Origin of the sequence: Halomonas sp. TA22, assembly GCF_013009075.1 — a bacterium.
Lineage (GTDB): Bacteria > Pseudomonadota > Gammaproteobacteria > Pseudomonadales > Halomonadaceae > TA22.
The window spans coordinates 396,183-421,651 of the sequence record NZ_CP053108.1 but is presented as its reverse complement, the minus strand read 5'-3'; the positions used below and the strand labels follow the sequence as shown (position 1 = coordinate 421,651).

Below are 25,469 nucleotides of genomic sequence, written 5' to 3'. Positions count from 1 at the left end.
AAAAATAGCGTTCACAACGGAGTGCGCCCTGGCCTTAGCAGGCCAGGGCGCAATTGCTTCAATTATTTTGGTAAGGCCGCTAAACGGCCGGACGGGCCACCAGCGAGCGGGTCTCCTCGCGGGCTTCAGTGAGGGCCACGCGGATCACGTCGCCGAGCTTGAAGCGCTCCACACCTTCGATCTGCACACGTCCCTCCTTGTCGTCGATCACCACCTTGTCGCGGTCGCTGTGCATCAGCGGAGCGGGGACGAAGGCCGTGGCGCCGTTGACATTCAGGCGCACACGCATGCCGCCGCGGTTGATGGCAACGATCTCGGCCTCGAACTCCTGCTGCTGCCTGGCGGCTTCGGCGAGATAGCGCACATAGAGCCAATCCTTGACGTCGCGCTCGGCCATGCGGTTCAGGCGGCGGCGCTCGGTGAGCTGTTCGGTGAGCGCCTGGCTCGCCTCGGCGGGTGCCTGCTCGCCCTTGAGCACGCGCTTGATCAGGCGGTGGTTGACCATGTCTCCATACTTGCGGATCGGCGAGGTCCAGGTGGCGTAGGCGGAAAGCCCCAGCCCGAAATGCGGGCCTGGCAGTGCCGACATGCTGGTAAAACCCTGGAAACGGCGCAGACGCGCGTCCAGCCAGGCATCGTCCCGGCTCTCCAGGGCGCGCTTGAGCTCACGGTAGCGGGGCAGCTCGAGCAGCGCCTCGCGCTCCACCTCGACCTGCTGGCTGGCCAGGAACTCGTGGGCGGATTCAGCCTTTTCCGGTTCGAAGGCGCGGTGCACGTTGAAGATGCCATGACCGACCTTATCGGCGAGCAGATCGGCGCAACAGGCGTTGGCCGCGATCATCGACTCCTCGATCATGCGATTGGCGATGCGTCGCTCTTCGGTGCGGATGTCCAGCACGTTGCCCGCCTCGTCGAGGTCGAAGACGTAATCGGGGCGATCCTTGAAGACCAGGGCATGCTCGGCACGCCAGGCGCTGCGGGCCTCGGTCAGGTCGCGCAGCGCCTTCAGCTGCTCGCCGATCGCCTCCGCCGGTGACCAGTCGCCCTGGCCTTCCAGCCAGTCGGAGACAGTGTCATAGGCAAGCTTGGCATGCGAACGGGCAATGGCGGCGAAGAAACGGTATTCCCCCAGGCTGCCGTCGGCGTTCACCTCGAGGGCACAGGCCAGCACCGGACGATCCTTGCCCTCCCAGAGCGAACAGAGATCGTCAGCGAGCATCTCCGGCAGCATGGTCACGTTCTGGCCAGGCAGGTAGACAGTGAAGGCGCGGGTGCGCGCCTCCAGGTCAGCAGCGTGGTTCTCGTCGACATAGGCCGTGGGGTCGGCGATCGCCACGGTCAGGCGCCAGCCACCCTCGGCACGCGGTTCGATGCGCAGGGCATCATCCATGTCGCGGGTCTTTTCGCTGTCGATGGTAAAAAGCGGCTCATCGCGCAGGTCGCTGCGCTCGAGTCCCTCATCACGCAGCGGCCAGTCGTCGCCGGCCACGGGAGAGGCTTGCTCTAACGCATGCCGGGCCAGCGTCACGCGCCACGGTACGGCAGGGTCGTCGGTCTTGGCCACCAGTTCGTCGATCTGGGTGAAGAAGGCGCGGTCGTCAGGCTTGAGCGGGTGACGCACCAGACGCGCCACCACCCAGTCGCCATCGCCGATGCTCGCTTCGTCGAGACTGTTCTTGATGCGTGCCTTGAGCACGTTCTTCACCGACGGGTGGTCGGGCACGACGGCCAGGCGCCCCTCGCGTTTCTGAACGCGAGCAATGAAGCGCTGCAGGCCGATCTCCAGCAATTTCTCGGGCTCCACCGACTTTTTGTCGCCGTCCTCCTTGATGATCGCTTCGACACGGTCACCATGCAGCACCAGCTTCATGGCGGGAGGTGGTACGAAATAGGAGTCACCGCTGTCGGTTTCCAGAAAGCCGAAACCTTTGTCGGTGGCCTTGATAACGCCTTCGACACGCGGCGTACTTTCACGGATCTGTTGCTTGAGTTGAGCAAGCAGCGAATTATTCTGCAGCATCGGACACTTTTGCATGGCGGGGGATAGAAGCCACTATACGGATTCACGGCGGCGGCGCCAATCACGCTGACCAATACACCTCCTTTCGGCCTTTCATCGAGTGCCGGGTGTCCGCTTATCCCCGTGATGCGGTAGTCTTGAGCAGGACGTGACCACCACCGGGAAGATGCATGACTCCGCCACTGATAGTTACCGACCTCGACCGTACCCTGCTCAACGCCGATCACGATCTTGACGTGCTGACCATCGAGACCTTCCAGTGCCTCGCGGCATGCGGCCACCCTCTGGCGCTGGCCTCGGGCCGGCACTTTCACGATATTGCGGCGATTCGCGAGCGGCTTGGCACCAGTGCCCACATCATCAGTACCAATGGAGCCTACCTGCATGATTCCCAAGGCAAGCTGATGTCGGCCAGTCACGTGCCGGCGCCTCTGGTCAAGGCGTTGATCGGCCTCGAGCGGCCGGCATCAGTGCGGCTGAATCTCTACTGTGACGACGAGTGGCTGATCGACGCCCCCGATCCACGCCTGCTCGAGTTGCATGCGCATACCGGCTTCAGCTACCGGGTCGCGGACCTCGATGCGCTGGATGGCAGCGGTATCGGCAAGGTGCTCTATATTGGCGACCCCGACCTGCTGGCCGGCATCGAAAGCCAGCTGCGCACGCGCCACGGGGAACGGTTGCATATCACCTATTCGCTGCCCGATTCACTGGAGATCATGGCCGGTGGAGTGAACAAGGGCGCGGCGTTGCAGCAACTGCTCGATACACTTCAATTGTCGCCAGCGCAGTGCCTGGCATTCGGCGACAATCTCAATGATACCGAGATGCTCAATCTCGCCGGCAACGCCTTCATGATGGCCAATGCCCACCCCGAGCTCCCCCACCGGGTGCCGAGCGCCCAGCGTATCGGACATCATGACGAGATGGCCGTGGCCCGTCAGCTGCGGGAGTATTTCTCCCTGACGTGAATGTATAGACCTTGCTGGCACGCATCAAGACGGTGCTGCGCCGCACCCGGGCATCGGCCGGCGAGCCGGAGCAGGCCCGTCTGGTGGCCTTCGGCGACGTGGCCCGAGCGGTGCTGGTCCTCTATGAGCGCGTCGAGGAGCTCCGCCCCCACTACAGGCCCCAGTTCGACCTGATGCACATAGGCTCATTTTTCTACCACTGCCACGCCGAACGCCAATTGGCGAGACGCAGCTGGAGGACCCTCTCAGCGTACCGTGATCACGGTGCACTTGGCGCTATGCGATACCTTGTGCGAGACGCTGCCCAAGATGAAACCGCCCAAGTCGCCCAGCCCGCGGCTACCCATCACAATGGCGTCGACACCGAGCAGTTCGGCCTGGCGCAGGATGGTGCGTGCAGGCTCGCCACGGGCCAGATGCGTCTCGATCTGCTGCGCACCCATTTCACGGGCGGCGTCAGTGGCACGTACGATCACCTCTCGGCCTGCCTCCTCCAGTACCTCTTGGGTGGACTCCATGGGCACGGCGCCGATGCCCCATACCAGGGTGGTCTCATGGGTCAGTGCTTCCGGAATATGCAGGATATGCAGCTTGCTCTGCTCGCCTCTTACCAGCTTGCAGGCAACGCTCAGCGCCTTCTTGGCATTTTCAGATCCATCGACGGCAATCAGAACGGAATCGAACATGGCGTACCTCCATAATTGTAGTCACTTTCAGCCTAGTAGAAGGCTATCGCCGTGCCTTGATCGAAATCAAGAATGACGTAATGGATAGAAGAAGGCGCATCTAGCGCTTGGGCTCCTCCTGCTCGAGGCGGCGCAGGCGATTCCATAGCTCGCGGCGCAGGTCGCTGATACGCGGCGCCTCGCGCTCATCGAAGGGCAGCGGGCGGGTTAGGCGCAGCGTGCGCAGACCCAGCCGCGCACTCAGCAGTCCGACCCCCATGCCTTGGCCGGCGCGAGCCGAGAGCCTGCCGGCGAGGTTCATCGAGAGCAGCTCCATGCTCGCTTCGCTGGCCATCTCGCTGGCGCCGGCAAAGGCCATGTTATAGAGCACGGCGCGAAACAGCCGCAGCCGGCTGGCATAGCCGAGCTCGAGCCCGTAGAGGCGTGCCAACCGGTCGATCAGGGCCAGGTTGCGCCACGCCACCAGCGCCATGTCGACAAGCGTCAACGGGCTGATCGCGACCAGGATCGCGGTGTCACCGGACATCCGCGATACCAGCCGGCGCGCCTCGCGGTCGCGCGGGACGAGCAGATGATGGGCCAGCAGCTGACGTGTCTCGCGACCATCGTGATGCGATTCATGGGCGCTCAGGAAGCCTTGCCAGTGGGGGTGGTCGCGATCCAGCTTGAGCTGATCGCGCAGCGCCTCGGCAAGCTCGAGCGCCTTGGCGGGTGTCGCCTCATCAAGACCCTCCAGGCGCTGGCGTAGCCGGCCATGGCGGCGCAGCCGCTTGAGACGCCACAGCTCCCGGCCCAATGCCCGCGCACCAAGAGCCAAGGCCAGCAAGATCAACACGCTCCAGGCGCCACTCAGCCAGTCGCCCCCGAGGCTTGCGGCATAGAGCGTACCGCCGGCCTCCAGGGCGCCCAGGCCGAGGGAGCCGGCGAGCAGGGTCAGCAGTCCCCAGCGGCGCTTGCGCGGCCTGGCCAGGCTGGCGACGACGGCCGCCTCGGCGGGGTGGTCGAGGCGCTCCTCCTCCTCAAGCGGGTGTGTCGCTGCCGTGGTGTCGAAGGCGAGTCCCGGACGCGGGTCGCGCCGCTCGCTTTCGGGGATAGTGCCGCTTTCGTCAAGGCTGAAGTGTTGCCCCGGCAGCGGGTCGTTGCGTCGCTCGTTCATTGCAGCTTGTCTCCGATCAGCCACTCCAGGGCCGCGTCCATGCGGATATGCGGCAGTGCCGCGGTGCCTCGCGGCATGGGGCGGAAGGGCCGGAAGTCGAACCCCTGGCGGTGCCAGAAGTCGGCGTCGGGCAGCGTCGCCGGCACTTCTCCAGGGAATATCAACACCTCGCTCTCATCCAGCAGGGTGCCGCGCAGGGCCGCCGTGCGCTTGCCCTGATGCTCGACCTGTTGGGCGCGGGTGGAGCGTATCGAGGCAAGCGACAGGGCGCGTACCGGCACATCGGCGAAACGCAGCTCGGTCAACGGCTCGGCGAGCAGCGCCTCGAGCAGACCAACCAGGTTAGGGTGCTGTTCGGGAGTGACGTGGTCGGCCTTGGTGGCGGCAATCGCCAGCCGGTCGATGCGCGGGGCGAACAGCCGAGTCAGCAGGCTGCGCTTGCCGTAGTTGAAGCTCTGCATCAGCGTACCCAGGGCCCGGGAGAGATCCTCGAAGCGCTCGGGCCCGGCATTCAGCGCGCCAAGTACGTCGACCAGCACGATCTGACGATCGAAGCGCCGGAAATGGTCGCGGTAGAAGGGCTTGACGATATGCTGCTGATAATGGGTGAAGCGCTTGACCAGGGTGCGGTAGAGGCTCTGCTCGGGCAGTTTCTCGAGGTGCTTGCGATCGTCGCTGGTGATGCCCGGCAGGGGGAAGAACTGCAGCACCGGGGCGCCGTCGAGATCGCCGGGCAACAGGAAGCGCCCTGGCTGGAGATTGGCGAAGCCCGCTTCGCGAGCGCTGCGCAGCCCCCTGGCGTAGTGCTCGGCAATGGCGGCAAGCTGTGCTTCGTCGGCCTGCGCGGCGGGATCGAGACCGTCGACGGCCGCCAGCCAGTCGCGAAACAGCGCCTGGCGCTCGCTGTGTCGGGGCCCTGCAAGCTCCCGGGTCTGCGTTTCGCTCCAGCTCAGGAAGTCGTGCGCCATCAGGGGAAGATCGAGCAACCACTCGCCGGGGTAGTCGAACAGATCAAGGGTGAGGTGGGCGACATCGCGTTTCAGCAGCCCCCCCCGAGCGGGGCGATAGCGGATCTTCAGACGCAACTCGCTGATCCCGCGGGTGGGTTCGGGCCAGCGTGGCGGTGTATCGTCCAGGGCAGTCATGGCCTGATCGTAGGGGAAGCGCGGCACGTCGAGGTCCTGCTGACTGATACGCTGGGCGCCGAGCAGGCGCCCTTCGCGAGCGGCTGGCAGCAGGTCGAGGCGCGCCTCCAGGCCGGCATGACGCAGCTGGTGAACCAGCGAGGTGAGAAAGGCCGTCTTACCGGCGCGCGACAGGCCGGTGACCGCCAGGCGTAGCTGGCGGTCACGGCCGCGCTCGAGCAGGTTGGTAAATTCGCGAGCCAGTGGCTGACGCATGAGTGACGGCCCCGTCCGTGAGATTCAGCCACTAATGTGCGGGTCTTGGCGGCGTCTGGCAAGGCGCTGCCAGCCGAGTAGCGCGATGGGAATCAGCGACAGCGGCACCAGCAGGGCATTGAGCAGCGCCCAGCCGAGCTGGCTGACCAGTGGACCGGCCAACAGCGCGGTGATGGCCACGGTGGAAAACACCAGGAATTCGTTGGCGGCCTGGGTGCGGGCCTTCTCTGCCGGCCGATACGCCTCGGTGAGCAACCCGGTGGCCGGCAGGAAGGTGAAGTTCCAGCCCAGCCCGAGCAGGATCAGGGCGAAGTGAAAGCCCGCCACTCCGGCCTCGAGCTGGGCGGCCAGACCGCTCGCCGCCAGCAGCACGCAGCCGGCGGCGATCATGCGCGGTGCGCCGAAGCGTGCGGTGAGGTGCCCGGTCACGAACGAGGGCAGGAACATCGCCAGTACGTGCCACTGGATCGTGGTGGCGACATGGTCGAAGTGGTGGCCGGCACCGGCCATCGCCAGTGGGGTGGCGATCATCGCCAGGTTCATCACACCGTAGCCGATCAGCGCCGAGAGTACCGCTACCACGAACACCGGCTGACGCACGATCTCGCCAAGCGGCCGTGGCTGGCCTTCGCCATGGGTCTTCTCCGGTGACGGCAGCCGAGTCGCCAGCAGTATCAGCAGGGCCAACAGGTAGAGCGCCCCCAGGCCGAGGAAGCTGCCGAGAAAGGGGGTACCCGCCGCTTCGCGACTGATACGGGCCAGCCACGGGCCGAAGAAGGCCGCCAGCACGCCGCCCCCCATCACCAGACCGATGGCGCGGTCACGCAGCGCCAGTGGGGCTGCCTCCACGGCGGCGAAGCGGTAGAGCTGGCCGAAACCGATGCCGATGCCGATCAGCCAGGTGCCCAGCATGAAGAGCGAGAAGGCCTCGACTACCAGGGCCTGGGCGGCCACCAGCACACCAGCGAGCCCGAGCAGATTGCCCAGCAGGAAACCGCGCTTGCGCCCCAGGCGCGCCATGATCAGCGAAGCGGGGATGGTGGCGCACATCAATCCCAGCCACTGGGTGGCGACCGGCGCGGTGGACCAGATCGGGTCGGGAGCGAGGCGTGCACCGATCAGCGGCGAGATCGCGATCAGCAGGATATTGCCGCTGACCAGCAGGGCCTGGCATAGCGAGAGCAGCATGACGTTGAAGGGCATGGCGGTCTCCTGGGCGCGTTCATCCATCGTGTGAAACAGAGGGAGTTGACGTTGTGGTGCTCTGGCCTCTTGGGCCGAAGCGCTGGTAATAGAGCGTGGGAGAAACGCCATAGTGGCGCTGGAACAGTCGACGCAACTGCTCTGCATTCCCTAGCCGCCATTGGCGGGCGAGACGCTCCAGCGGCGGTGGACGTTCGCTTGCCACCAATGCCTGGCGGGCCTGCTCCAGGCGCAGGCGGGTCAGGTAGGCGCCGGGTGTGGTGGCGAGCTGCTGACGGAACAGGCGGGACAGGTGGCGCGATGTGACCCCGATCGAGTCGGCCAGCTCTTCCAGGCGGTGGGGAGCGCTGGGGTCGGCGTGGAGGCGATCGAGCAACTGGCGCAGCGCACCGCTGGCACGGTGCTGGGTGGCCAGCACTTCACTGAACTGCGACTGCCCTCCGGGGCGGCGCAGGAACAGCACCAGCTCGCGGGCGACCTGGCCGGCCAGAGCGCTGCCATGATCGGCCTCGAGCAGGGAGAGGGCGAGATCGATGCCGGCGGTGACCCCGGCACTGGTGAAGCGCCCCCCGGACTCGATATACAGGGCGTCGGGCACGACCCGAATCTTGGGATATTCGTTGGCCAGCTGGCTGCAGTGTCGCCAGTGCGTCGTGGCCTGGTACCCATCCAGCAGGCCCGATTCGGCGAGCAGGAAGGCGCCGGTACAGATCGATCCCAACCGCTGAACCCGCCGCGCTTGGTCGCGCAGTGCCGCTAGAAGCTCAAGGCGCTGACGCTGCACCGTGACACCACATCCACCCGCGACGATCAGTGTATCCAGCGGGCCAAGGGTGGAGATGTCTCGCCAGCCGGTGTCGGCCAGCAAGGGGAGCCCGCCGTTGGTCGCCACGCTGCCCGGCGTATCGGCAGTCAAGTGCAGACGATAGAGTTCACGGCCGCTTAGATCGTTGGCCGAGGCGAACACCTGCCATGGTCCACTCACATCGAGCAACTGGCAATCGGGGTAGACGAGGATGGCGATGGTGCGGGACATGGCGATCTCTCACGACGAGCGAGATGCCAGTCTCCACCGGGGGGGTTATGTCCGCAACGACCGATATCCCACCGATAGGGACATTTCAGACCGTCACTTCTATTGGCCTCGCAGCCTAGTCAGAGCATCCAACTGCGCTTCGCCAGCCTCTGGGGCTGGTCGAGACGCGCTCCCCGCCGCCTTCGGGCAGGTTGGGCGTTCGCGCGCAATGGCTGACGCATGGGGGATAAGTGCCGCTGACAAGCCGGCGCCGCAACCGGGTGCCACAAGAGATGTCTGGCTTATCTGGGGGGAGAGGCGGGGGTGGGAGTGATCACGCCGAACATCTGCAGCAGCATGGGCAGGGCAGCAATCAGGAAGCCCAGCACCGCCAGGGAGTAGCCCAGCTTGCGGCGCTCCGGGTTGCGGGCCGTGGTCAGCCCTATCAGGCAGACGACGAGCCCCACCAGGTGGGCGATGAAGCTAACCATAGCGAGTATCTCGATCATGCTTGTTCCTTATGTGCGATTTTCGACTACCCTCATGATATCAATATCTTCTGGTGACTGTATCGTCACGCAGGGGCATGTCTCTGGAGGAGTTGCAATGCCATTGCCCGAGGTACAGGAGGTGCTCTCCTTCTGGTTCGATGAACTCGAGCCGCGACGCTGGTTCGTGAAGGAGGATGCGCTGGATCGGGAAATTCGCTCGCGTTTCGGTGAGCTGCTGGTGGCCGCCGCACGCGGCGAGCTCTGGCGCTGGCGCCTTTCGGCTCGGGGCCGCTTGGCCGAGATCCTGGTGCTCGACCAGTTCTCGCGCAATGCCTATCGCGACACTCCCGCCGCCTTCGCCCAGGACGCCCAGGCACTGGCACTCTCCCAGGAAGCGGTTGCCCACCAGGTCGATCGTCATCTATCGATCGTTCAGAAGCCGTTTCTCTACATGCCCTACATGCATAGTGAATCGTTATTGATTCATGACGAGGCGCTGAGACTATTCGACCAGCCCGGCCTGGAGGAGAACCTGCATTACGAGCAGCGGCATCGAGAGATCATTGCGCGTTTTGGGCGTTATCCCCATCGTAATGGCATACTGGGACGTGACACTACCGCGGAAGAGCGTGAGTTTTTACAGGAACCGGGTTCATCCTTCTAGCATGCGGCGCATGCTGGTGGACCTTTCATCAGGAAGAGGAGAAACGCAATGGGTTTGATTCTGTGGCTGATCATCGGTGGCCTGGCAGGCTGGATTGCCGGAAACATCATGCGTGGCGGGGGCTTTGGTGTCATTGGCAATATCGGTGTGGGTATCGTCGGGGCGGTGCTTGGCGGCTTCATGTTCCGTCTGCTGGGGTTGCAGGCTGGGGGTATGGTCGGCTCGCTGGTGACCGCCACGGTAGGCGCGATAGTGCTATTGTGGATCATCTCCAAGGTAAGGTCGACCTGACGGTAGATATCCTGTTTATGAACGCCCGGGCATCGCCCGGGCGTTTTTTTATAATCGATGCCTATCAGATCGATTAACCTATATTAATTTGTGCACTTGCTGTTCGGTTAACTACCTTTCATTAGGCTTATAAAAGGATGTACGACTGTAAAAAAGGAGTGTGCGAGCATGGCGAACAATCCCCATACCAGCCCCAACAGCAGCGGGCCGCACGATACGGACTTCAAGACTGACGAACAGAGCAAATCCAGAAATCTCGAAAAGTACCGCAGCGATGCCGAGGGGCATGACCTGCGCACCAATCACGGCACTCGGATCTCGGATAACCACAACTCGTTGAAAGCGGGAGAGCGGGGCCCCACGCTGCTCGAGGACTTCGCCTTTCGCGAGAAGCTCAACCACTTCGACAACGAGCGTATTCCCGAGCGTATCGTGCATGCCCGGGGCTCCGCGGCGCATGGCTATTTCCAGCCCTACGAGAACGCTATGCAATACTCCAAGGCGGGGCTGTTTCAGGACCCGGGCAAGAAGACGCCGGTATTCGTGCGCTTCTCCACCGTGCAGGGCGCGCGTGGCTCCAACGATACCGTGCGCGACGTGCGCGGCTTCGCCACCAAGTTCTACACCGACGAGGGCAACTGGGATCTTGTCGCCAATAACATGCCGGTGTTCTTCATCCAGGATGCGATCAAGTTTCCCGACTTCGTGCATGCGGTGAAGCCCGAACCGCACAACGAGATCCCCCAGGGACAGTCGGCCCATGACACCTTCTGGGATTTCGTCTCACTGATGCCAGAATCGACCCACATGGTGCTCTGGACTATGTCGGACCGTGCCTTCCCTCGTCACTATCGCAACATGGAGGGCTTCGGTGTCCACACGTTCCGGCTGATCGACAAGCAGGGCAAGTCGCGTTTCGTCAAGTTCCACTGGAAGCCGTTGGCCGGCACGGCATCGCTGATCTGGGACGAGGCGCAGAAGCTGTGGGGACGCGATCCCGACTTCAATCGCCGCAATATGTGGGAGGACATCGAGAACGGCGATTTTCTCGAGTACGAGTTCGGCATTCAGGTGATCGAGGAGGAGGATGAGCAGGCATTCGACTTCGACATTCTCGATCCCACCAAGATCATTCCTGAAGAGCAGGTGCCGGTCACGCCGATCGGCAAGATGGTGCTCAATCGCAACCCGGACAATTTCTTTGCCGAAACCGAGCAGGTCGCCTTCAATCCGGCCCATGTCGTACCGGGGATAGACTTCTCCAATGACCCGTTGTTACAGGGCCGGCTGTTCTCCTATCTTGATACCCAGATGCTGCGCCTGGGCGGACCGAACTTTCACGAAATCCCGATCAATCAGCCGGTCTGCCCGTTCCACAACAACCAGCGCGATTCCATGCATCGCCAGACCATCAACAAGGGCCAGGCCTCCTACGAGCCCAACTCGATCGATGGCGGCTGGCCGAGCGAGACGCCGGCGGCGCCGGAGAATGGCGGCTTCGAATCTCACTACGAACGTATCGATGCGCACAAGGTGCGTGCACGCAGCCCATCGTTCGGCGATCACTATTCCCAGGCCACGCTGTTCTGGAACAGCCAGACGGAGGTGGAGAAGGAGCACATCATCGCCGCCTACACCTTCGAGCTCTCCAAGGTAAAGCGGCCTTGGATCCGCGAGCGGGTGATCAAGGAGATCCTGCCCAACATCGATCTCGAACTGGCGCGACGGGTCGGCGAGAATCACGGCATCGAGGCGCCGACATCGAAGCCCGCATCCCCCGAGGAGCTGGGCCACAGCTCGCAGCAGGAGTCTACCGCCCTGAGCCTGATGGCACGGTTGCCGGGTAACATCAAGTATCGCAAGGTGGCGATCCTGATCGCCGATGGCGTCGATGCCGACGAGGTCGAGGCAACCAAGGCCAAGCTCGAGACCGAAGGCGCTCAGGGCATGGTGATCGCGCCCACCATGGCACCGGTCAAGGCCAAGGATGGGCGACCGGTCACTCCCGACGCGATGCTCAACGGCCAGCCCTCGGTGACCGTGGATGCGGTGATCGTTGCGGGGGGTGAGGCGAGCGTGAAGGCGCTCGCCCAGTCCGGCCAGGGGCGCTACTACGTGCAGGAGGCCTACAAGCATCTCAAGGTAATCGTCGCGCTTGCCGAAGGAAGCACCCTGCTGGACGCCGCCGGCGTTCCCACCCAGGAGGAGGGAATCGTGCTGGGCGCTACCGTGGGGGATATTTTCACTCCCATGGTCGAGGCCATGGGCCAGCATCGCGTATGGGCGCGTGACGACAAGGCCAACAACATGCCGGCTTGATCTTCTGATCCCGGCCAAGCAAGGCCCGCGCCGTCGGGGAGACTCGGCGGCGTTTTTGTGTCTTGTTCTCTCGCAGGGAAATTTCTGCTGCGGTGACATACCGTCGGGGGTGGAATATCCTAAAGGCGTATTGACTTTCCGCAAAACAAGAACGGCGGGAGGAAAAGGGGTGGATATAAGGATGATAACTTTCGCTGGATTATAAAGAAAAGCCAACGAGGCTGGACATGGAACTTAAGCAGTTGAAGTACTTTACTCAAGTTGCCGATAGCGAAAGCTTTTCACGCGCGGCGGAGCTTTTACATATATCGCAGCCTTCTCTTAGTCAGCAAATCAAGAATTTGGAAGAAGAGCTGGAAGTTGATCTTTTGGTCAGGCATCCCCGCGGAGTAGCTTTGACAGAGCTTGGAAAAGAATTCTATGGTCGCGCTCATCGGATCCTTCAAGAAGCAGAAAATGCCAAGGATGCCATGTGGGAGAAGTCGGTTAATCCTTCGGGTAAACTCTTGGTTGGCATACCGACTTCTGCATGTCGAGGACTCTCTCATCCTCTTTTCCGGACTCTAGCCGATCGTTATCCGAATATTAGGCTGCATATCGTCGAGGCGATGACCAGCTATCTCGATGATTTGATTCAAGCGGGACGCTTGGATGTCGCTCTATTATACAATCACAAGGCTTATGAGCATGTGGCCTGGACTGAAATGATGGTGGAACAGTTCATGCTCTTCGTCCGTCCGGATAATCCTATACACACTGTCGAATCGATTTCGTTCCGTGAATTGTTCGATCTTCCCATCGTGCTGCCGGGGCGACCGAATGTCATGAACATCGTCATGGAACAGCTCGCGATTCGCCATGGCATTCACTATAAGGCGCTGGACTGCGACAGTCTGCCCGCCATTGCCAAGATGATCTGCGAGTCGGATTACATGTCGGTGATGCCGCACTTCGCCTTCTCGGAGGAGGTGGATCAGGGCACCATGACCGCCATCCCCATTGTCGATCCGACCCCTTCCTGGCGCCTTTCGGTGGTCGTCTCCAAGCGCACCTTGAATATACGCGGTAGCCAGGCCGTCGCGGAAACCATGGCGGACGTCATCGCCGGTATGGTCGAGACGGGGAAATGGCGAGCTCAACTAAGTAGTGCGGTCAATCAGAAAAGTGCTGTTCGCTTCACGGGCTCGTGATGTGCCCACTTCCCGTATTTTAACCATAGATACATGAAGTCTTTATAAAATTTTTGGGTATAGGGGAGTCCTATACCCAGTATCCGAAATCGGTATTTGTTGTTTCCAAGGCTTGCGCGTATATCTTTTATCACCTTTCGGTGAGATTCCGAGTTGATTCGGGTTTGCCTTTGCAGACTACCCTTCCAACATCTCTAATAATGGGAAATTGATCATGTTTAATAAATATAAATATGAAACTGGGCTCTTTCGCTCCACGGCTATGATAGCCGCATTGTCAACCGGAGCTGCCCTGAGTTCTTCTCCATTGATGGCAAATGAGCGGGAAGCTTGTATAGGCAATTCCGCCGCCATCACCGGCCCGGCGGCCTTCAGCGGCCGAGCCATCGCCATCGGCGCCGAAATCGCCATCGACGAGATCAACGAACAGGGCGGTGTGCTGGGCCAGGAATTGCGCTTCGTTCAGTACGACGATGCCGGCACGCCGCCCCGAGCCGTGGACAATACCCGCCGCATCGCCCTGGCGGACAACTGCATCGCCATCCTCGGCGGCTACCATTCCACGGCGGCGCTGGCTCAGGTCGATCCCGTGCACGCTATTGGCATTCCCTATATGGGCGTGTGGGCGGCCAACACCACCATCGTCGAGAACGGCCAGGATCCCAATTACATGTTCCGCATCTCGGCCAAGGACAAGTGGGTGGCGCAGTTCCTGGTCGACGAGGCGCTGAAGGTCTCTCCGGAGGGGCGCATCGCCTTCTTCTACGAGAACACCGGCTGGGGCAACGGCGCGCTGCCCGACATCGAGGCCGCCATGGCCGAGGCGGAGCTCGAGCTCACCGTCGCCGAGACCTTCAACTGGAACGACCAGGACATGTCGCCCCAGGCCATCCGCGCACGCGATGCGGGAGCAGAGGTGGTGATCGTATGGGCACTGGACCGCGAGGGCAACCAGCTACTGCGTTCCATGGACCGGGTAGGCTTCGATTCGACAGTGATCGGCGCCTGGGGCATCAGCGGCAATCTGGGCGAGTTGGCCGGCCCGCTGGCCAACGATGTACGGGTGATGCAGACCTACTCCTTCATGGGCGAGCAGAGCGAACTCGGTGCTTCCATTCTGGAGAAGCTCCAGTCCGACTATGGAATCGGCGATCCCAGTGAAATCCGCGCCGGATCCGGTATCGCCAACGCCTACGATGGCGTCTATCTGCTGGCCGACGCCATCGAAATTGCCGGCACCTTCGAATGGGAAGCGGTGCAGCAGGCACTCTACGAAGTGGAGCGCGAAGGGTTGGTCACCGACTACCGCCCGGCCTTCGAAGCCGGCAACGAAGAGCGTCAGGATGCGCTGTTGCCGGAGCACTATCTGCTCACCGTCTGGCACGACGGCATTCTGATTCCCTTCGAAGGTTCTCCCTACGACACCGACGACTGAGCCGTCTCCCCATTCGATGCGGCTTCCACGTCGCTTGAGGTAAGTCATGTCCACTATCATGCAATACGTCCTGTCGGGATTGGCGATAGGCGGCATCTACGCGCTGGTTGCGCTGGGCTTTCACATCATGTGGTCGTCGGCGAAGGCGGTGAATTTCGCTCATGGCGACACCCTGATGATCGGCGCGTTGCTCACCATCTTCATGATGGCCGCCGGCTTGCCGCTGTGGCTCGCGGCGGTGATCGCCATCGCAGCGGGGGCATTGTTCGGCGTCGTACTCGAGCGTATCGCCGTGCGTCCCTTCGCCTCCCATTCGGGGTCCATCGGCTGGATGCTCTCGACCATCGCCATCGGCGTCATGATCGAGAGCCTCGCCACCATCCGCACCGATGGCTATTCACTGCCGTTGCCTACACCGGGAGTAGAGCGTGCGATGCGTATCTTGGGCGCCGGCATCTATCCGCAGGAGTTGATGATCCCTATCATCGCCGTGCTCGCCATGCTGGGACTGAAGCTGATGCAGCGCCATACCCTGGTGGGGAGAGCGATGCAGGCGGTGGCGCACAACCCGAACGCGGCGGCGTTGATGGGCATCAACGTCAATGCCATCGTCGCCTTCTCCTTTGGTCTGGCGAGCCTGATGGGTGCCGCCGCCGGCATTCTGATCGCGCCCATTGTCCAGGCATCGGCCACCATGGGGGTGCTGCTCGGGCTCAAGGGCTTCGTGGTGGCCATCGTCGGCGGCATCACCAGCGCGCCGGGCGTGGTCATCGTGGGATTGGTCTTCGGTATCGTGGAGCGCTTTGTCGAGGGATACATCTCCACCGCGGCTCGCGAGATCATCGGCTTCAGTCTGATGATCCTGGTGCTGCTGATGGCGCCACAGGGGCTATTCGGTAAGCGCGAGGTGCTCAAGGTATGACCCGGCATCTTCACACCCTCGGCTTCCTGCTCTTCGCGCTGATCCTCATCATCGTGCCCATGAACGCCGCCAACGAGTACGAACTACGCGTTTTCATGCTTTTTCTGATCTACGGCATCATCGCCGTGGGGCTCAACGTGCTGGTGGGGCTCACCGGCCTGGTGTCGCTAGGGCAGGCAGGCCTGTTTGCCTTGGGCGCTTACGCCGGAGGTATCACCGCGATACGCTTTGGCTTCGACATCGTCACCGCGAGCGTGGCAGCGGCGCTGATCTCGGGACTGTTCGGCGCCGTTCTCGCCTATCCGACTGTGCGCGTGCGGGGCGTCTACCTGGCGGTCATTACCATTGCCTTCGGCATCATTGTCGAGAACGTGGCGATCGAATGGTCGGCACTGACCGGCGGCACCACGGGACTGAGCGGCATTCCCCAGCCCAATCTATTCGGTATCGCGCTCACCGGTTACGCCTTCTACGCGGTGCTGGCGGTGGGGCTCTTTGCTGCAACGCTGCTGATCCACAACCTGATGACATCGCGCTACGGACGCGCCATGCGCGCCTCCGCCCAGAGCGAGATCGCGGCACGGGCGCTGGGTATCAACGTGACGATCCTGCGTACCCTGGCCTTCGTCATCTCCTCGATGCTGGCGGGCATCGCGGGGGTCTTCTACGCCTTCATGAATGCCTACATTTCGCCGGACATCTTTACCTTCGGGGACAGTATCCGCTTCCTGCTGATGGTGATCCTCGGCGGCGCGGGCTCCACCTTCGGGCCAGTGATCGGTGCCTATATCCTGACCTACCTGCCGGAATATCTGCAGCAGTTCTCCATCTGGCAGACCTTCGCCTACGGCGCGCTGCTGCTGATCGTGATGTTCGTGCTGCCGCAGGGGATCATGGGCTCGCTGGACAGCTTGATGAAGCGCTACCTGCCCGAGAAGCGCCAGGCGATGCCGGTGTCCGATCCGCAGATGATCAGCCAGCGGGTGGGGATGCTCAAGCCCGCCCAGCGAGCGGAGTTGGTGACCCAGGGGCTGACGGTGAAGTTCGGTGGCCTGACGGCGCTTGCCGATGCCAACCTGCGGGTCAAGCCCGGCGAGATTCACGCTCTCATCGGACCCAACGGAGCGGGCAAGTCCACCTTCGTCAATACCATTTCGGGCTTCTATCGCCCCACCTCCGGCAGCTTTGAGCTGAACGGTGAGGCGCTCGACGGCAAGGGCTCCCATGAACTCTCCAATCTCGGCATGGCCCGCACCTTCCAGAACACCGAGCTGTTCGGCGAGATGAGTGTGCTGGAGAACGTCATTGTCGGGCGTCAGCGCCACCTCGGCTACGGCCTCCTCCATGCGCTACTGCATGCCCCGCGGATGCGCCGAGAGGAGCGCGCGGCGCGGCAGGCGGCCATCGATCTGCTCGATTTCGTTGGTTTGGCGGCCTATGCCAGCGAGCGGGCACGCTTTCTGCCCTTTGGCATGCAGCGACGGTTGGAGATCGCCCGTGCGCTGGCCTCGGAGCCGCGCATTCTGCTGCTGGATGAACCGGCGGCGGGGCTGACCACCCAGGAGATCGACGAGTTGGGCGAGATGATCCGGAAAATCGCCGAATTCGGCATCACGGTGCTGCTCATCGAGCACCACGTCGATCTCATCATGGCGGTGGCGGATACCGTGACCGTGCTCGATTACGGCCAGGTCATCGCCAGCGCCGCGCCCTCCGTCGTGCAGGAAGACCCACGTGTGATCGAGGCCTATTTCGGAGGCGGACAATGAGTGAAACGCTCCTGGACATTCGCAACATGGAACTGCGCTACGGCGCTGCCATTGCGGTGCGCGACATCAGTCTGAGCGTGGCGCGAGGCCAACTCGTCGCCGTGATCGGCAACAACGGCGCCGGTAAATCATCGATGGTGAAGGGCGCCACCGGGCTGGTGAAGCCCTCCGCCGGCAAGGTGCTGTTCGAGGGCAAGGAGACCATCGGCTTGTCGGCGAACAAGAAGGCCGCGCAGGGATTGGTGATGGTGCCTGAAGGGCGGCTGCTGTTTCCCGATCAGAGCGTGGAGGACAACCTGATCCTCGGCGCCTACGTCCACGGCGGGCTCAAGAGCGACAAGACGCAGGCGGCCTTCGAACGTGCCTTGGAACTGTTCCCGCGCCTCAAGGAGCGGCTACACCAGCAGGCGGGCTCCATGTCGGGCGGTGAGCAGCAGATGCTGGCCATCGCCCGCGGCCTGATGGCCGATCCCGAGCTGTTGATCATCGACGAGCTTTCCCTGGGCCTGGCGCCGAAGATCGTCACCCAACTGATCGAGGTGCTGGCGGAGCTTAACCGGGAAGGGCTCACTATTCTGCTCGTCGAGCAGCTCGCCTCCTACGCCCTGAGCATCGCCGACCACGCCTATGTCGTCTCCAACGGCCGCATCGCCGTGTCGGGGCCGAGCGCGCAGATCGCCAATGATCCCGAGGTGATGGAGTCGTTTCTAGGCAAGAAAGCCCATTGAGGAAAAACCTGCTGTGCGCCCACTAACCCGTGGCGCTTGTCCACCCTGAAGGAGAAAACAATGTCACAACGTATCATCGACCTCAGCCTACTGCTCGAAGACAACATGCCGGCGCACAAACTCTTCCAGCGCCCGGTGATGACCACTCACTTGAGCCACGAAAGCTCCAAGGCGCTTGGTCTCGGTGTGCCGGGAGATGCGATGACCTTCCAGACCAATTTCATCGCCATGCTCGATCATGTGGGCACCCACGTGGATGCCTTCCGTCACGTCAAGCCGGATGGCGCCTCCATCGACGAAATGCCGCTGGAAATGTTCATGGGCAAGGCGGTCTGTTTCGACCTCCAGCATATTCCCGATCTCGGTGAAATCACCGTGAAGGACATGGAAGAGGCCGAAGCCAAGGTGGGAGTCAAGGTGGATGGGCATATCGTGCTGCTCTGCACCGGCTTCCACAAGCGTAACTATCCGAGCCTGGACTCGGTATGGAAAAACCCGCTGCTGACCGCCGACGCCACTCAGTGGCTCTATGATCGTGGCTCGAAAATGCATGGCGTCGAAGGGCCTTCCACCGACAAGCCGACGGACGACATCTTCGCCCAGCACCGTCTCTGCCGCGAACTGGGCATCAGCCACTGGGAGTGGCTGGTGAATCTGGAAGAGCTGCTTGGCAAGGGCGAATTCCAGTTCTTCGGCGCGCCGCTGAAGTTCAAGGGCGGCTCCGGCTCGCCGGTACGCGCCTTCGCCATCGTCGAAGAGTGAGCGATAGCCCGTTCGGTAAACAGGAGGCCGCAGTATGTCATCGAATGAACTGGACTTCATGAGTGCCCATGAGCTGGCTCGCCTCGTCTCCACCCGGCACGTCTCGCCGGTGGAGCTCACCGAACGGGCGCTGCAACGAGCACAAGAGACGCAGAATTCCCTCAACGCCTTTTTCGTGCTGATGCCGGAAGAGGCGCTGGACGCCGCCCGGCGCGCCGAGCGGGCGGTGATGCGCGGCGAGCCGCTCGGCGCGCTGCATGGCCTGCCGATCTCGGTGAAGGATCTCATCGCCGTGGCCGGGCAGCCCTTCGCCTCCGGCTCGCGGGCCATGGCGGGCAACATCGCCAAGGACGACGCACCGGCGGTGGAGCGCATCAAGGCGCAGGGCGCCATCGTCATCGGCAAGACCACCACCAGCGAGTTTGGCTGCAAGCCGGTGGGCGACTCGCCCTTGACCGGCATCACCCGCCACCCCTGGAATCTGGACAAGACGCCCGGTGGCTCCAGCGCCGGGGCGGCGGCCTCGGTGGCGGCGGGCATCACGTCGATTGCCCTGGGTACTGATGGCGGCGGCTCGCTGCGCATTCCCGCGGCGTTCACCGGCCTGGTCGGCTTCAAGGCGCATTTCGGACGAGTGCCGGTATGGCCCACCTCGGCCACGCCGACCTTGGCCCATGTCGGGGCGCTGGCGCGTAACGTGGCCGACGCGGCGCTGCTGACCCAGGTGATCGCCGGTTATGACGCCCGAGACCCCTTCGCGGTGGCCGGGGTGCTGCCGGATCTTGGCCAGGCGGCACAGGCGTCGCTCAAGGGGCTGCGCATCGCCTGGAGTCCTACCCTCGGCTATGCCAGACCCGATGACGAGGTGGTGGAGATCACCACGCGCGCGGCGCGGCAACTGGCGGAGCAGGGCGCCGAGATTGAGGAGGTCGAAGCGGTGTTCGAGGAGGATCCCGCCGAGCTCTGGAAGGCGGAGTTCTATGCCGGGGTCGGCGCCCGTCTGCGCCCGGTACTGGAAAATCAAAGGGAACTGCTCGACCCCGCCGTGGCCAGGGTACTCGACATCGCCCTCGCCCAGGAGATGCGCGACTACTACGACAGCGTGTTTCAGCGCTACGCCCTGCGCGAGAGGATGCGGACCTTCTTCGAGCGCCACGACCTGCTGCTTTCACCCACACTGCCGGTTTCCTCTCTAGAGGCGGGACGGAACGTCCCGCCCGATTACGACGAGGAGAAAAGTCTCGTCACCTGGGCCTCCTATACCTATCCCTTCAACCTCACCGGGCAACCTGCCGCCTCCGTCTGCGCGGGGCTCACCGCCGCCGAAATGCCGGTCGGGTTGCAGATTGCCGGAAGCCCCCACGGCGAGGCCGATGTCATCCGCGCCGCCGCCGCCCTCGAGCGCGTTCAGCCCCACGGTTACAACTTGAAGTCGCCGGTGGTGTAAGCGGCTACTGTCTTCCCTTGATAGGGAAACGTAAGGGGTGGGCTTAAAGGGAAGGGAAGCATGGAGCGGGGCCGAAGAAAGGCTGATGGATGATGGCAAGAATAGATTCGGCCAGCGTGCCGATGGAGCCTCCGAGTCCTCGTTGATGCTCCAGGCAAGTCATTATCTCGCCGCCGCGGCTGTCGTTCTCGCTGACGATGGCTTCGCGCTCCCGGCAGAAGGCGTCCAGGGCCTTGCTGAGGTGCCCCTCGCCCACGATGCGGCAACCCTCCGAGACGTTGCACGGCGTTTTCACCGTTACCGGCGCGGACAGGGGGCGAGCCCCTCATGAACACAGAGCTTAACAAAGGGGTACCTATTGGCTTTCGTTATACATGAGGATGCTCAATGAGTGGAATTCATTGATGATATATTAATGATGTATGAGTGCCGTCCTGGCCGCTTTCCGGCTTCCTTGAGCGTTTCAGTCGGGCCTCGCCGGGCTCGGTCCGCTCGGAAAGCGTGGCGGATGGGCGCTCAGGTAGGCGTGGCAGGCGCGCAGGATGCGCACATCGTCGAACTTGCCGCCGGCGAGCTGGAACCCCACCGGCAGGCCGACGTCGGTAAAGCCGCACGGCACCGAGGCGGCGGGTTGCTGGGTAAGGTTGAACGGATAGGTGAAGGGCGACCACTCCTCCCAGTCGCGCAGGCCACTGCCCGGCGGCACGTCGTGGCCGGTCTCGAAGGGAGCGATCGGCACCGTTGGCGTCATCAATAGATGATACTGCTGGTTGAAGTACTCGAGCCTTGCGGCCAGCCGAGCGCGAGCCTTGACGGCCTGGAACAGGTCGAGTGCGCTGAAGTCCCGCGCGCGCATGGCCGTGGCGACCATGCCGGGGTCGAGCCGCTGGCGCTCGTCGCACTGTGTCCATGCTTCCAGGGAGGCGGTGAACCACAGCGTCTGAAACGTCTCGAGGGGTGACTCGAAGCCGGGGTCGACCTCTACGACCTCCGCGCCAAGCGCTTCGAGCGCTCGGGCCGCCTCGCGCACGCGCTGGGCCACTTGTTCGTCCACCGTGGCATAGCCCAGGTCGGGGGAGTAGGCAATACGTAGGCCATTCAGCCCCTGATCGAGATTCATCCCCCAATCATCGGGCATGCCCCGTATCATGTAAGGATCGCGATAGTCGTAACGCCCGATCACGTTGAGCATGCGCACCGCATCCGGCACGCTGCGGGTCAACGGGCCGAGGTGCGATAGCGTCGGTTCGTTGGCCGGCGGCCACTGGGGAATCCAGCCGAAGGTGGGCTTGAACCCGAACACGCCGGTGAATGCTGCGGGAATGCGTATCGAGCCGCCCGAGTCGCCGCCCTGGTGCAGTACGCCCATGTTCAGGGCGGCCGCCACGGCGGCGCCACCTGAGGAGCCGCCGGGGGTCAGACGCGTATTCCAGGGGTTGCAGGTCGTGCCATAGACGCGGTTGTCGGTCAGCCCCTTCCAGCCGAATTCCGGGGTATTGGTCTTGCCGAGCAAGATTGCGCCAGCCTCGCGCAGCATGCGCGCCACCGGGGCATCTTTGTTGCAAGGAGTATCCGCGACAGTACGCGAGCCTTTGCGTGCCGGCATGCCCGCCACTTCGGTCAAGTCCTTGAGTGAGACAGACATCCCGTCGATGGTGCTCAATGGCTCACCACGCGTCCAGCGCTGCGTCGAGTCGCGGGCGGCGCGCTCGGCGCCTTCCCGGTCCACATGGGTATAGGCGTTGACCACTGGGTTAAAGCGCTCGATGCGCTCGAGAGCGGCTTGGACCGCTTCCAGCGGTGATGCCCTTCCGGCTTGGAAGAGGTCGAAGAGTTGGCCGGTGTTCATCGACCCTAGATCGGCATCCTTCACATCACCTCCTTGTCAGCCTGAGTTCTCCCTGATCTCTGCCATCAGACTAGGCCATGACACGCTCAGTAAAAACCGTTCGTCGGGTTAGGCGTTGAGGATCCGGACTAGGTGGCGCTTAGGCATTATCTTTGTACAGATGATCTTTAGTATTTGTAAATGTGCAGTATTTGTATAAAAAATAGAGCCCTCTGGCAGCGTGTCACAAAAAACGCCCGGCTATTCAGCCGGGCGACAGAGACCGTGCGGTACTGGTCTTGCGATCAGGCGGGAGCCGTGGCGGTGTTGCCAATCAGCGCCTTGAGGCAGGACTCGACGATGTCAAGACCCTCTTCCAGTATTTCGTCCTCGATGGTGACCGGCATCAGGAAGCGGATGGTGTTGCCATACATGCCGCAGGAGAGCAGGATCAGGCCATTCTCGCGGGCCTTCTTGCACAGTGCCGCAGCTAGCTCGGCATTGGGAGTGCGCTGGGTTTTGTCCGAGACCAGTTCGAAGGCGGCCATGGCGCCCAGATTGCGGGCATTGTCGATGCAGTCGAGCTCTTGCTGCCAAGTTGCGAAACGCTTGCCCAGCTTGTCGCCCAGCGCCTGGCTCTTCTCCAGGATCTGCTCCTGCTCGAATACCTCGAGGACCGCCAGGGTGGCCGCACAGGAGACCGGGCTCCCGGTATAGGTGCCGCCCAGCGAGTTGGGGCCGGAGGCATCCATGTGCTTATCGGTACCGACGATGGCCGAGATCGGCATGCCGTCCGCCATGCTCTTGGCCATGGTCATGATGTCCGGCTCAACGCCGCTGTGCTCAATGGCGAACATCTTGCCGGTACGCCCGAAGCCGGACTGCACTTCATCGACGATCATCAGCATGCCGTGCTCGTCGCACAGATCGCGAATCGCTTGCAGGAAGCGGGCCGAGGCGGGGTAGAAGCCGCCTTCACCGAGCACCGGCTCGAGAATGATCGCCGCGGTGTCCTTGGGGTTGGCATCGGTTCTCAGCACCATCTTCAGCCCGCGCAGGGCCTCTTCCTCGCTCACCCCATGGTAGGGCACCGGGTAGGGAGCGCGAAATACCGTGCCGGGCATGGGTCCGAAATCGGTCTGGTAGGGATTGACCTTGCCGTTCATCGCCATGGTCATGAAGGTACGGCCGTGATAGCTGCCGTCGAAGCAGATCACGTTGGTCTTGCCGGTGGCGGCGCGGGCGATCTTGACCGCGTTCTCGAGCGCCTCGGCGCCGGAGTTGGCCAGCATCACCTTGGCGTGACCGCGCACCGGGGTGATCTGGCTGAGTTTCTCAGCCACCTTCACGTAGCCCTCGTAGGGCATTACCGTCTGGCAGGTGTGCATCACGCGGTCGAGTTGCGCCTTGACGGCCTCGACTACCTTGGGGTGGCGGTGACCAATGTTGAGCACGCCGATACCGCCGGCAAAATCGATGATGCGGTTGCCGTCGGCGTCCCAGATCAGCGCGTTCTCGGCGCGCTCGGCGAACTGGGTGGCGGGACTAGCGGCGCCATTGGCGACGTAGCGCTGCTTGAGCTCATTGAGTTGTGCGTTGTTCATCTCTTCACTCCTTCGATGCGGGGCGATTGGCGCTCACAGGCCGCCGATACATACGTATTTTAGTTCAGTGAATTCATCCAAGCCGTGGTGCGAGCCTTCGCGCCCCAGGCCGGACTCCTTGACGCCACCGAAGGGAGCAAGCTCGGTAGAGAGCAGCCCTTCGTTGACTGCCACCATGCCATACTCAAGCCCCTCCATGACATGCCAGATGCGCTTGTAGTCGCGAGCGTAGAAATAGGCGGCCAGTCCGAGCTCGGTGGCATTGGCCATGGCGATGGCCTCGGCGTCGCTGTCGAAGCGGAACACCGCCGCCAACGGGCCGAAGGTCTCCTCCGTGGCGACGCGCATCCCGGACGTCACGTCGGCAAGCAGCGTGGGCTGGAAGAAGGTGCCGCCCAGCGGGTGCACGTCACCGCCGCAGACCAGGCGAGCGCCCTTGGCCACGGCATCGAGGATGTGCGATTGCACCTTGTCCACCGCCGCGGCATTGATCAGAGGCCCCTGGAGGACGCCATCGTCGAGGCCATTGCCCACCTTCAAGTGGTCGATCCTGTGGGCCAGCTTGTCGAGAAAGGTGTCATATACGCCGGCCTGGACCAGAAAGCGGTTGGTGCATACGCAGGTCTGGCCCGAGTTGCGGTACTTGGAGGCGATGGCGCCCTCCACGGCGGCGTCGAGGTCGGCGTCGTCGAAGACGATGAAGGGTGCGTTGCCGCCTAGCTCCATGGAAGCCTTCTTGACCGTGCCGGCGCACTGTGCGAGTAGCTGCTTGCCCACCGGGGTGGAGCCGGTAAAGGAGATCTTGCGCACCCGCGGGTCGGAGGTCAGCACCTCGCCGATGGCTGCCGGCTTCTCGGCTGTCACTACGTTGAGAACGCCAGCGGGAAAGCCGACCTGCTCGGCCAGCCTGGCGAGTGCCAGGGCGGTGAGCGGCGTGGCCTCGGCGGGCTTGATCACCACCGGGCAACCGGCGGCCAGTGCAGGTGCGCACTTGCGGGTGATCATCGCCAACGGGAAGTTCCACGGCGTGATGGCGGCGACCACCCCGATCGGCTCGCGAAAGACCAGCAGGCGCTTGTCGGCGCCGTGGCTCGGCAGGGTTTCTCCGGCCATGCGCTTGGCCTGCTCGGCGTAGAACTCGACGAAGGCAGCACCATAGGCCACCTCGCCGCGCGACTCGGCGAGTGGCTTGCCCTGCTCAAGTGTCATCAGCCTGGCAAGAGCTTCCTGGTTGGCCATGATCGCATCGAACCAGGCGCGCAGCAGTTGTGAACGCTCCTTGACCGTGCGCTTGCGCCACGCAGGCCAGGCGGCCTCGGCTGCGGTGATGGCATCGCGAGCATCCTCGGCGCCCAGGTCGGGCACGTCGGCCAGAAGCTCACCGTTGACGGGGTTGGTCACGGCGAAGCGACACGTGCCTTCACGCCATTTGCCATCGATGTAGGCGTGAGGAATCAGTAGATCGGGGAGGGTCGGCATCGGGGCTCCTGAGTCGTCGTTGTTTGAGGGCGCTGGCTAGCATGTTTTACGCAGTGTGCATTATTTAAAACATGCAGCCAAGGCCCGCT

At 62.9% G+C, this 25,469-nt stretch carries 21 protein-coding genes; 11 read left to right on the top strand and 10 right to left on the bottom strand.

The window, feature by feature from the left end; genetic code table 11:
• Positions 1–79: 79 nt before the first annotated feature.
• Positions 80–2,020 (bottom strand): exoribonuclease II, encoded by a 1,941-nt coding sequence (locus HJD22_RS01910; protein WP_208655499.1) that lies wholly within the window; start codon positions 2,018–2,020, stop codon positions 80–82.
• 170 nt (positions 2,021–2,190) lie between these two features.
• On the opposite strand from HJD22_RS01910, the gene HJD22_RS01905 reads away from it, so the two are divergent.
• Entirely contained in the window at positions 2,191–2,991 is an 801-nt protein-coding gene (locus tag HJD22_RS01905) for a Cof-type HAD-IIB family hydrolase (protein ID WP_208655498.1), read from the top strand.
• Between the two features lie 245 nt (positions 2,992–3,236).
• Here HJD22_RS01905 and HJD22_RS01900 read toward each other — a convergent pair whose 3' ends face one another.
• From HJD22_RS01900 to HJD22_RS01875, 6 genes are all read right to left on the bottom strand, one after another.
• Positions 3,237–3,677: a universal stress protein gene (locus HJD22_RS01900; RefSeq protein WP_208655497.1), complete on the bottom strand. Its 441-nt coding sequence runs from the start codon at positions 3,675–3,677 to the stop codon at positions 3,237–3,239.
• A 100-nt stretch (positions 3,678–3,777) separates the two neighbouring features.
• Positions 3,778–4,833 carry a YcjF family protein gene (locus HJD22_RS01895; RefSeq protein WP_208655496.1) on the bottom strand — a complete coding sequence of 352 codons (1,056 nt, stop codon included), beginning with the start codon at positions 4,831–4,833 and terminating at the stop codon, positions 3,778–3,780.
• On the bottom strand, positions 4,830–6,233 hold the full coding sequence (locus HJD22_RS01890; protein WP_208655495.1) for a YcjX family protein: 1,404 nt from the start codon (positions 6,231–6,233) through the stop codon (positions 4,830–4,832). Before HJD22_RS01890 ends, HJD22_RS01895 begins: the two co-directional genes overlap by 4 nt.
• 24 nt (positions 6,234–6,257) lie before the next feature.
• A complete protein-coding gene (locus HJD22_RS01885; RefSeq protein WP_208655494.1) occupies positions 6,258–7,436 on the bottom strand; it encodes an MFS transporter in 1,179 nt (392 codons plus the stop codon).
• A 19-nt stretch (positions 7,437–7,455) separates the two neighbouring features.
• Positions 7,456–8,472, bottom strand: a complete 1,017-nt coding sequence (locus HJD22_RS01880) for a GlxA family transcriptional regulator (RefSeq protein WP_208655493.1) — start codon at positions 8,470–8,472, stop codon at positions 7,456–7,458.
• Between the two features lie 281 nt (positions 8,473–8,753).
• On the bottom strand, positions 8,754–8,960 hold the full coding sequence (locus tag HJD22_RS01875; RefSeq protein WP_208655492.1) for a hypothetical protein: 207 nt from the start codon (positions 8,958–8,960) through the stop codon (positions 8,754–8,756).
• A 97-nt stretch (positions 8,961–9,057) separates the two neighbouring features.
• Here HJD22_RS01875 and HJD22_RS01870 point away from each other — a divergent pair, with 97 nt between their 5' ends.
• From HJD22_RS01870 to HJD22_RS01825, 10 genes are all read left to right on the top strand, one after another.
• Positions 9,058–9,606 carry a DUF924 family protein gene (locus HJD22_RS01870; RefSeq protein ID WP_208655491.1) on the top strand — a complete coding sequence of 183 codons (549 nt, stop codon included), beginning with the start codon at positions 9,058–9,060 and terminating at the stop codon, positions 9,604–9,606.
• Positions 9,607–9,654: 48 nt separating this feature from the next.
• Entirely contained in the window at positions 9,655–9,897 is a 243-nt protein-coding gene (locus HJD22_RS01865) for a GlsB/YeaQ/YmgE family stress response membrane protein (protein ID WP_208655490.1), read from the top strand.
• A gap of 168 nt (positions 9,898–10,065) precedes the next feature.
• Positions 10,066–12,216 (top strand): catalase HPII, encoded by a 2,151-nt coding sequence (gene katE / locus HJD22_RS01860; protein WP_208655489.1) that lies wholly within the window; start codon positions 10,066–10,068, stop codon positions 12,214–12,216.
• Positions 12,217–12,443: 227 nt separating this feature from the next.
• Complete coding sequence (locus tag HJD22_RS01855) at positions 12,444–13,406, top strand: LysR family transcriptional regulator (RefSeq protein ID WP_208655488.1); 963 nt, start codon at positions 12,444–12,446, stop codon at positions 13,404–13,406.
• Between the two features lie 310 nt (positions 13,407–13,716).
• Positions 13,717–14,841 carry an ABC transporter substrate-binding protein gene (locus HJD22_RS01850; RefSeq protein ID WP_217267802.1) on the top strand — a complete coding sequence of 375 codons (1,125 nt, stop codon included), beginning with the start codon at positions 13,717–13,719 and terminating at the stop codon, positions 14,839–14,841.
• A gap of 46 nt (positions 14,842–14,887) precedes the next feature.
• The gene (locus tag HJD22_RS01845) at positions 14,888–15,763 is read left to right on the top strand and encodes a branched-chain amino acid ABC transporter permease (RefSeq protein ID WP_208655486.1); all 876 of its coding nucleotides are present in this window, start codon (positions 14,888–14,890) and stop codon (positions 15,761–15,763) included.
• A complete protein-coding gene (locus HJD22_RS01840; protein WP_208655485.1) occupies positions 15,760–17,532 on the top strand; it encodes an ATP-binding cassette domain-containing protein in 1,773 nt (590 codons plus the stop codon). Before HJD22_RS01845 ends, HJD22_RS01840 begins: the two co-directional genes overlap by 4 nt.
• Entirely contained in the window at positions 17,529–18,260 is a 732-nt protein-coding gene (locus tag HJD22_RS01835) for an ABC transporter ATP-binding protein (RefSeq protein ID WP_208655484.1), read from the top strand. Before HJD22_RS01840 ends, HJD22_RS01835 begins: the two co-directional genes overlap by 4 nt.
• 60 nt (positions 18,261–18,320) lie before the next feature.
• Positions 18,321–19,022, top strand: coding sequence for a cyclase family protein (locus tag HJD22_RS01830; protein WP_208655483.1), 702 nt, complete (start codon positions 18,321–18,323; stop codon positions 19,020–19,022).
• A 34-nt stretch (positions 19,023–19,056) separates the two neighbouring features.
• Positions 19,057–20,469 (top strand): amidase family protein, encoded by a 1,413-nt coding sequence (locus tag HJD22_RS01825; RefSeq protein ID WP_208655482.1) that lies wholly within the window; start codon positions 19,057–19,059, stop codon positions 20,467–20,469.
• Between the two features lie 463 nt (positions 20,470–20,932).
• Here HJD22_RS01825 and HJD22_RS01820 read toward each other — a convergent pair whose 3' ends face one another.
• The 3 genes from HJD22_RS01820 to HJD22_RS01810 all read right to left on the bottom strand — a co-directional run bounded on the left by HJD22_RS01820 (position 20,933) and on the right by HJD22_RS01810 (position 25,380).
• The gene (locus HJD22_RS01820) at positions 20,933–22,342 is read right to left on the bottom strand and encodes an amidase (RefSeq protein ID WP_208655480.1); all 1,410 of its coding nucleotides are present in this window, start codon (positions 22,340–22,342) and stop codon (positions 20,933–20,935) included.
• Positions 22,343–22,602: 260 nt separating this feature from the next.
• On the bottom strand, positions 22,603–23,901 hold the full coding sequence (gene gabT, locus HJD22_RS01815; RefSeq protein ID WP_208655479.1) for a 4-aminobutyrate--2-oxoglutarate transaminase: 1,299 nt from the start codon (positions 23,899–23,901) through the stop codon (positions 22,603–22,605).
• A gap of 33 nt (positions 23,902–23,934) precedes the next feature.
• Positions 23,935–25,380, bottom strand: coding sequence for an NAD-dependent succinate-semialdehyde dehydrogenase (locus HJD22_RS01810; protein WP_208655478.1), 1,446 nt, complete (start codon positions 25,378–25,380; stop codon positions 23,935–23,937).
• Positions 25,381–25,469 lie beyond the last annotated feature (89 nt).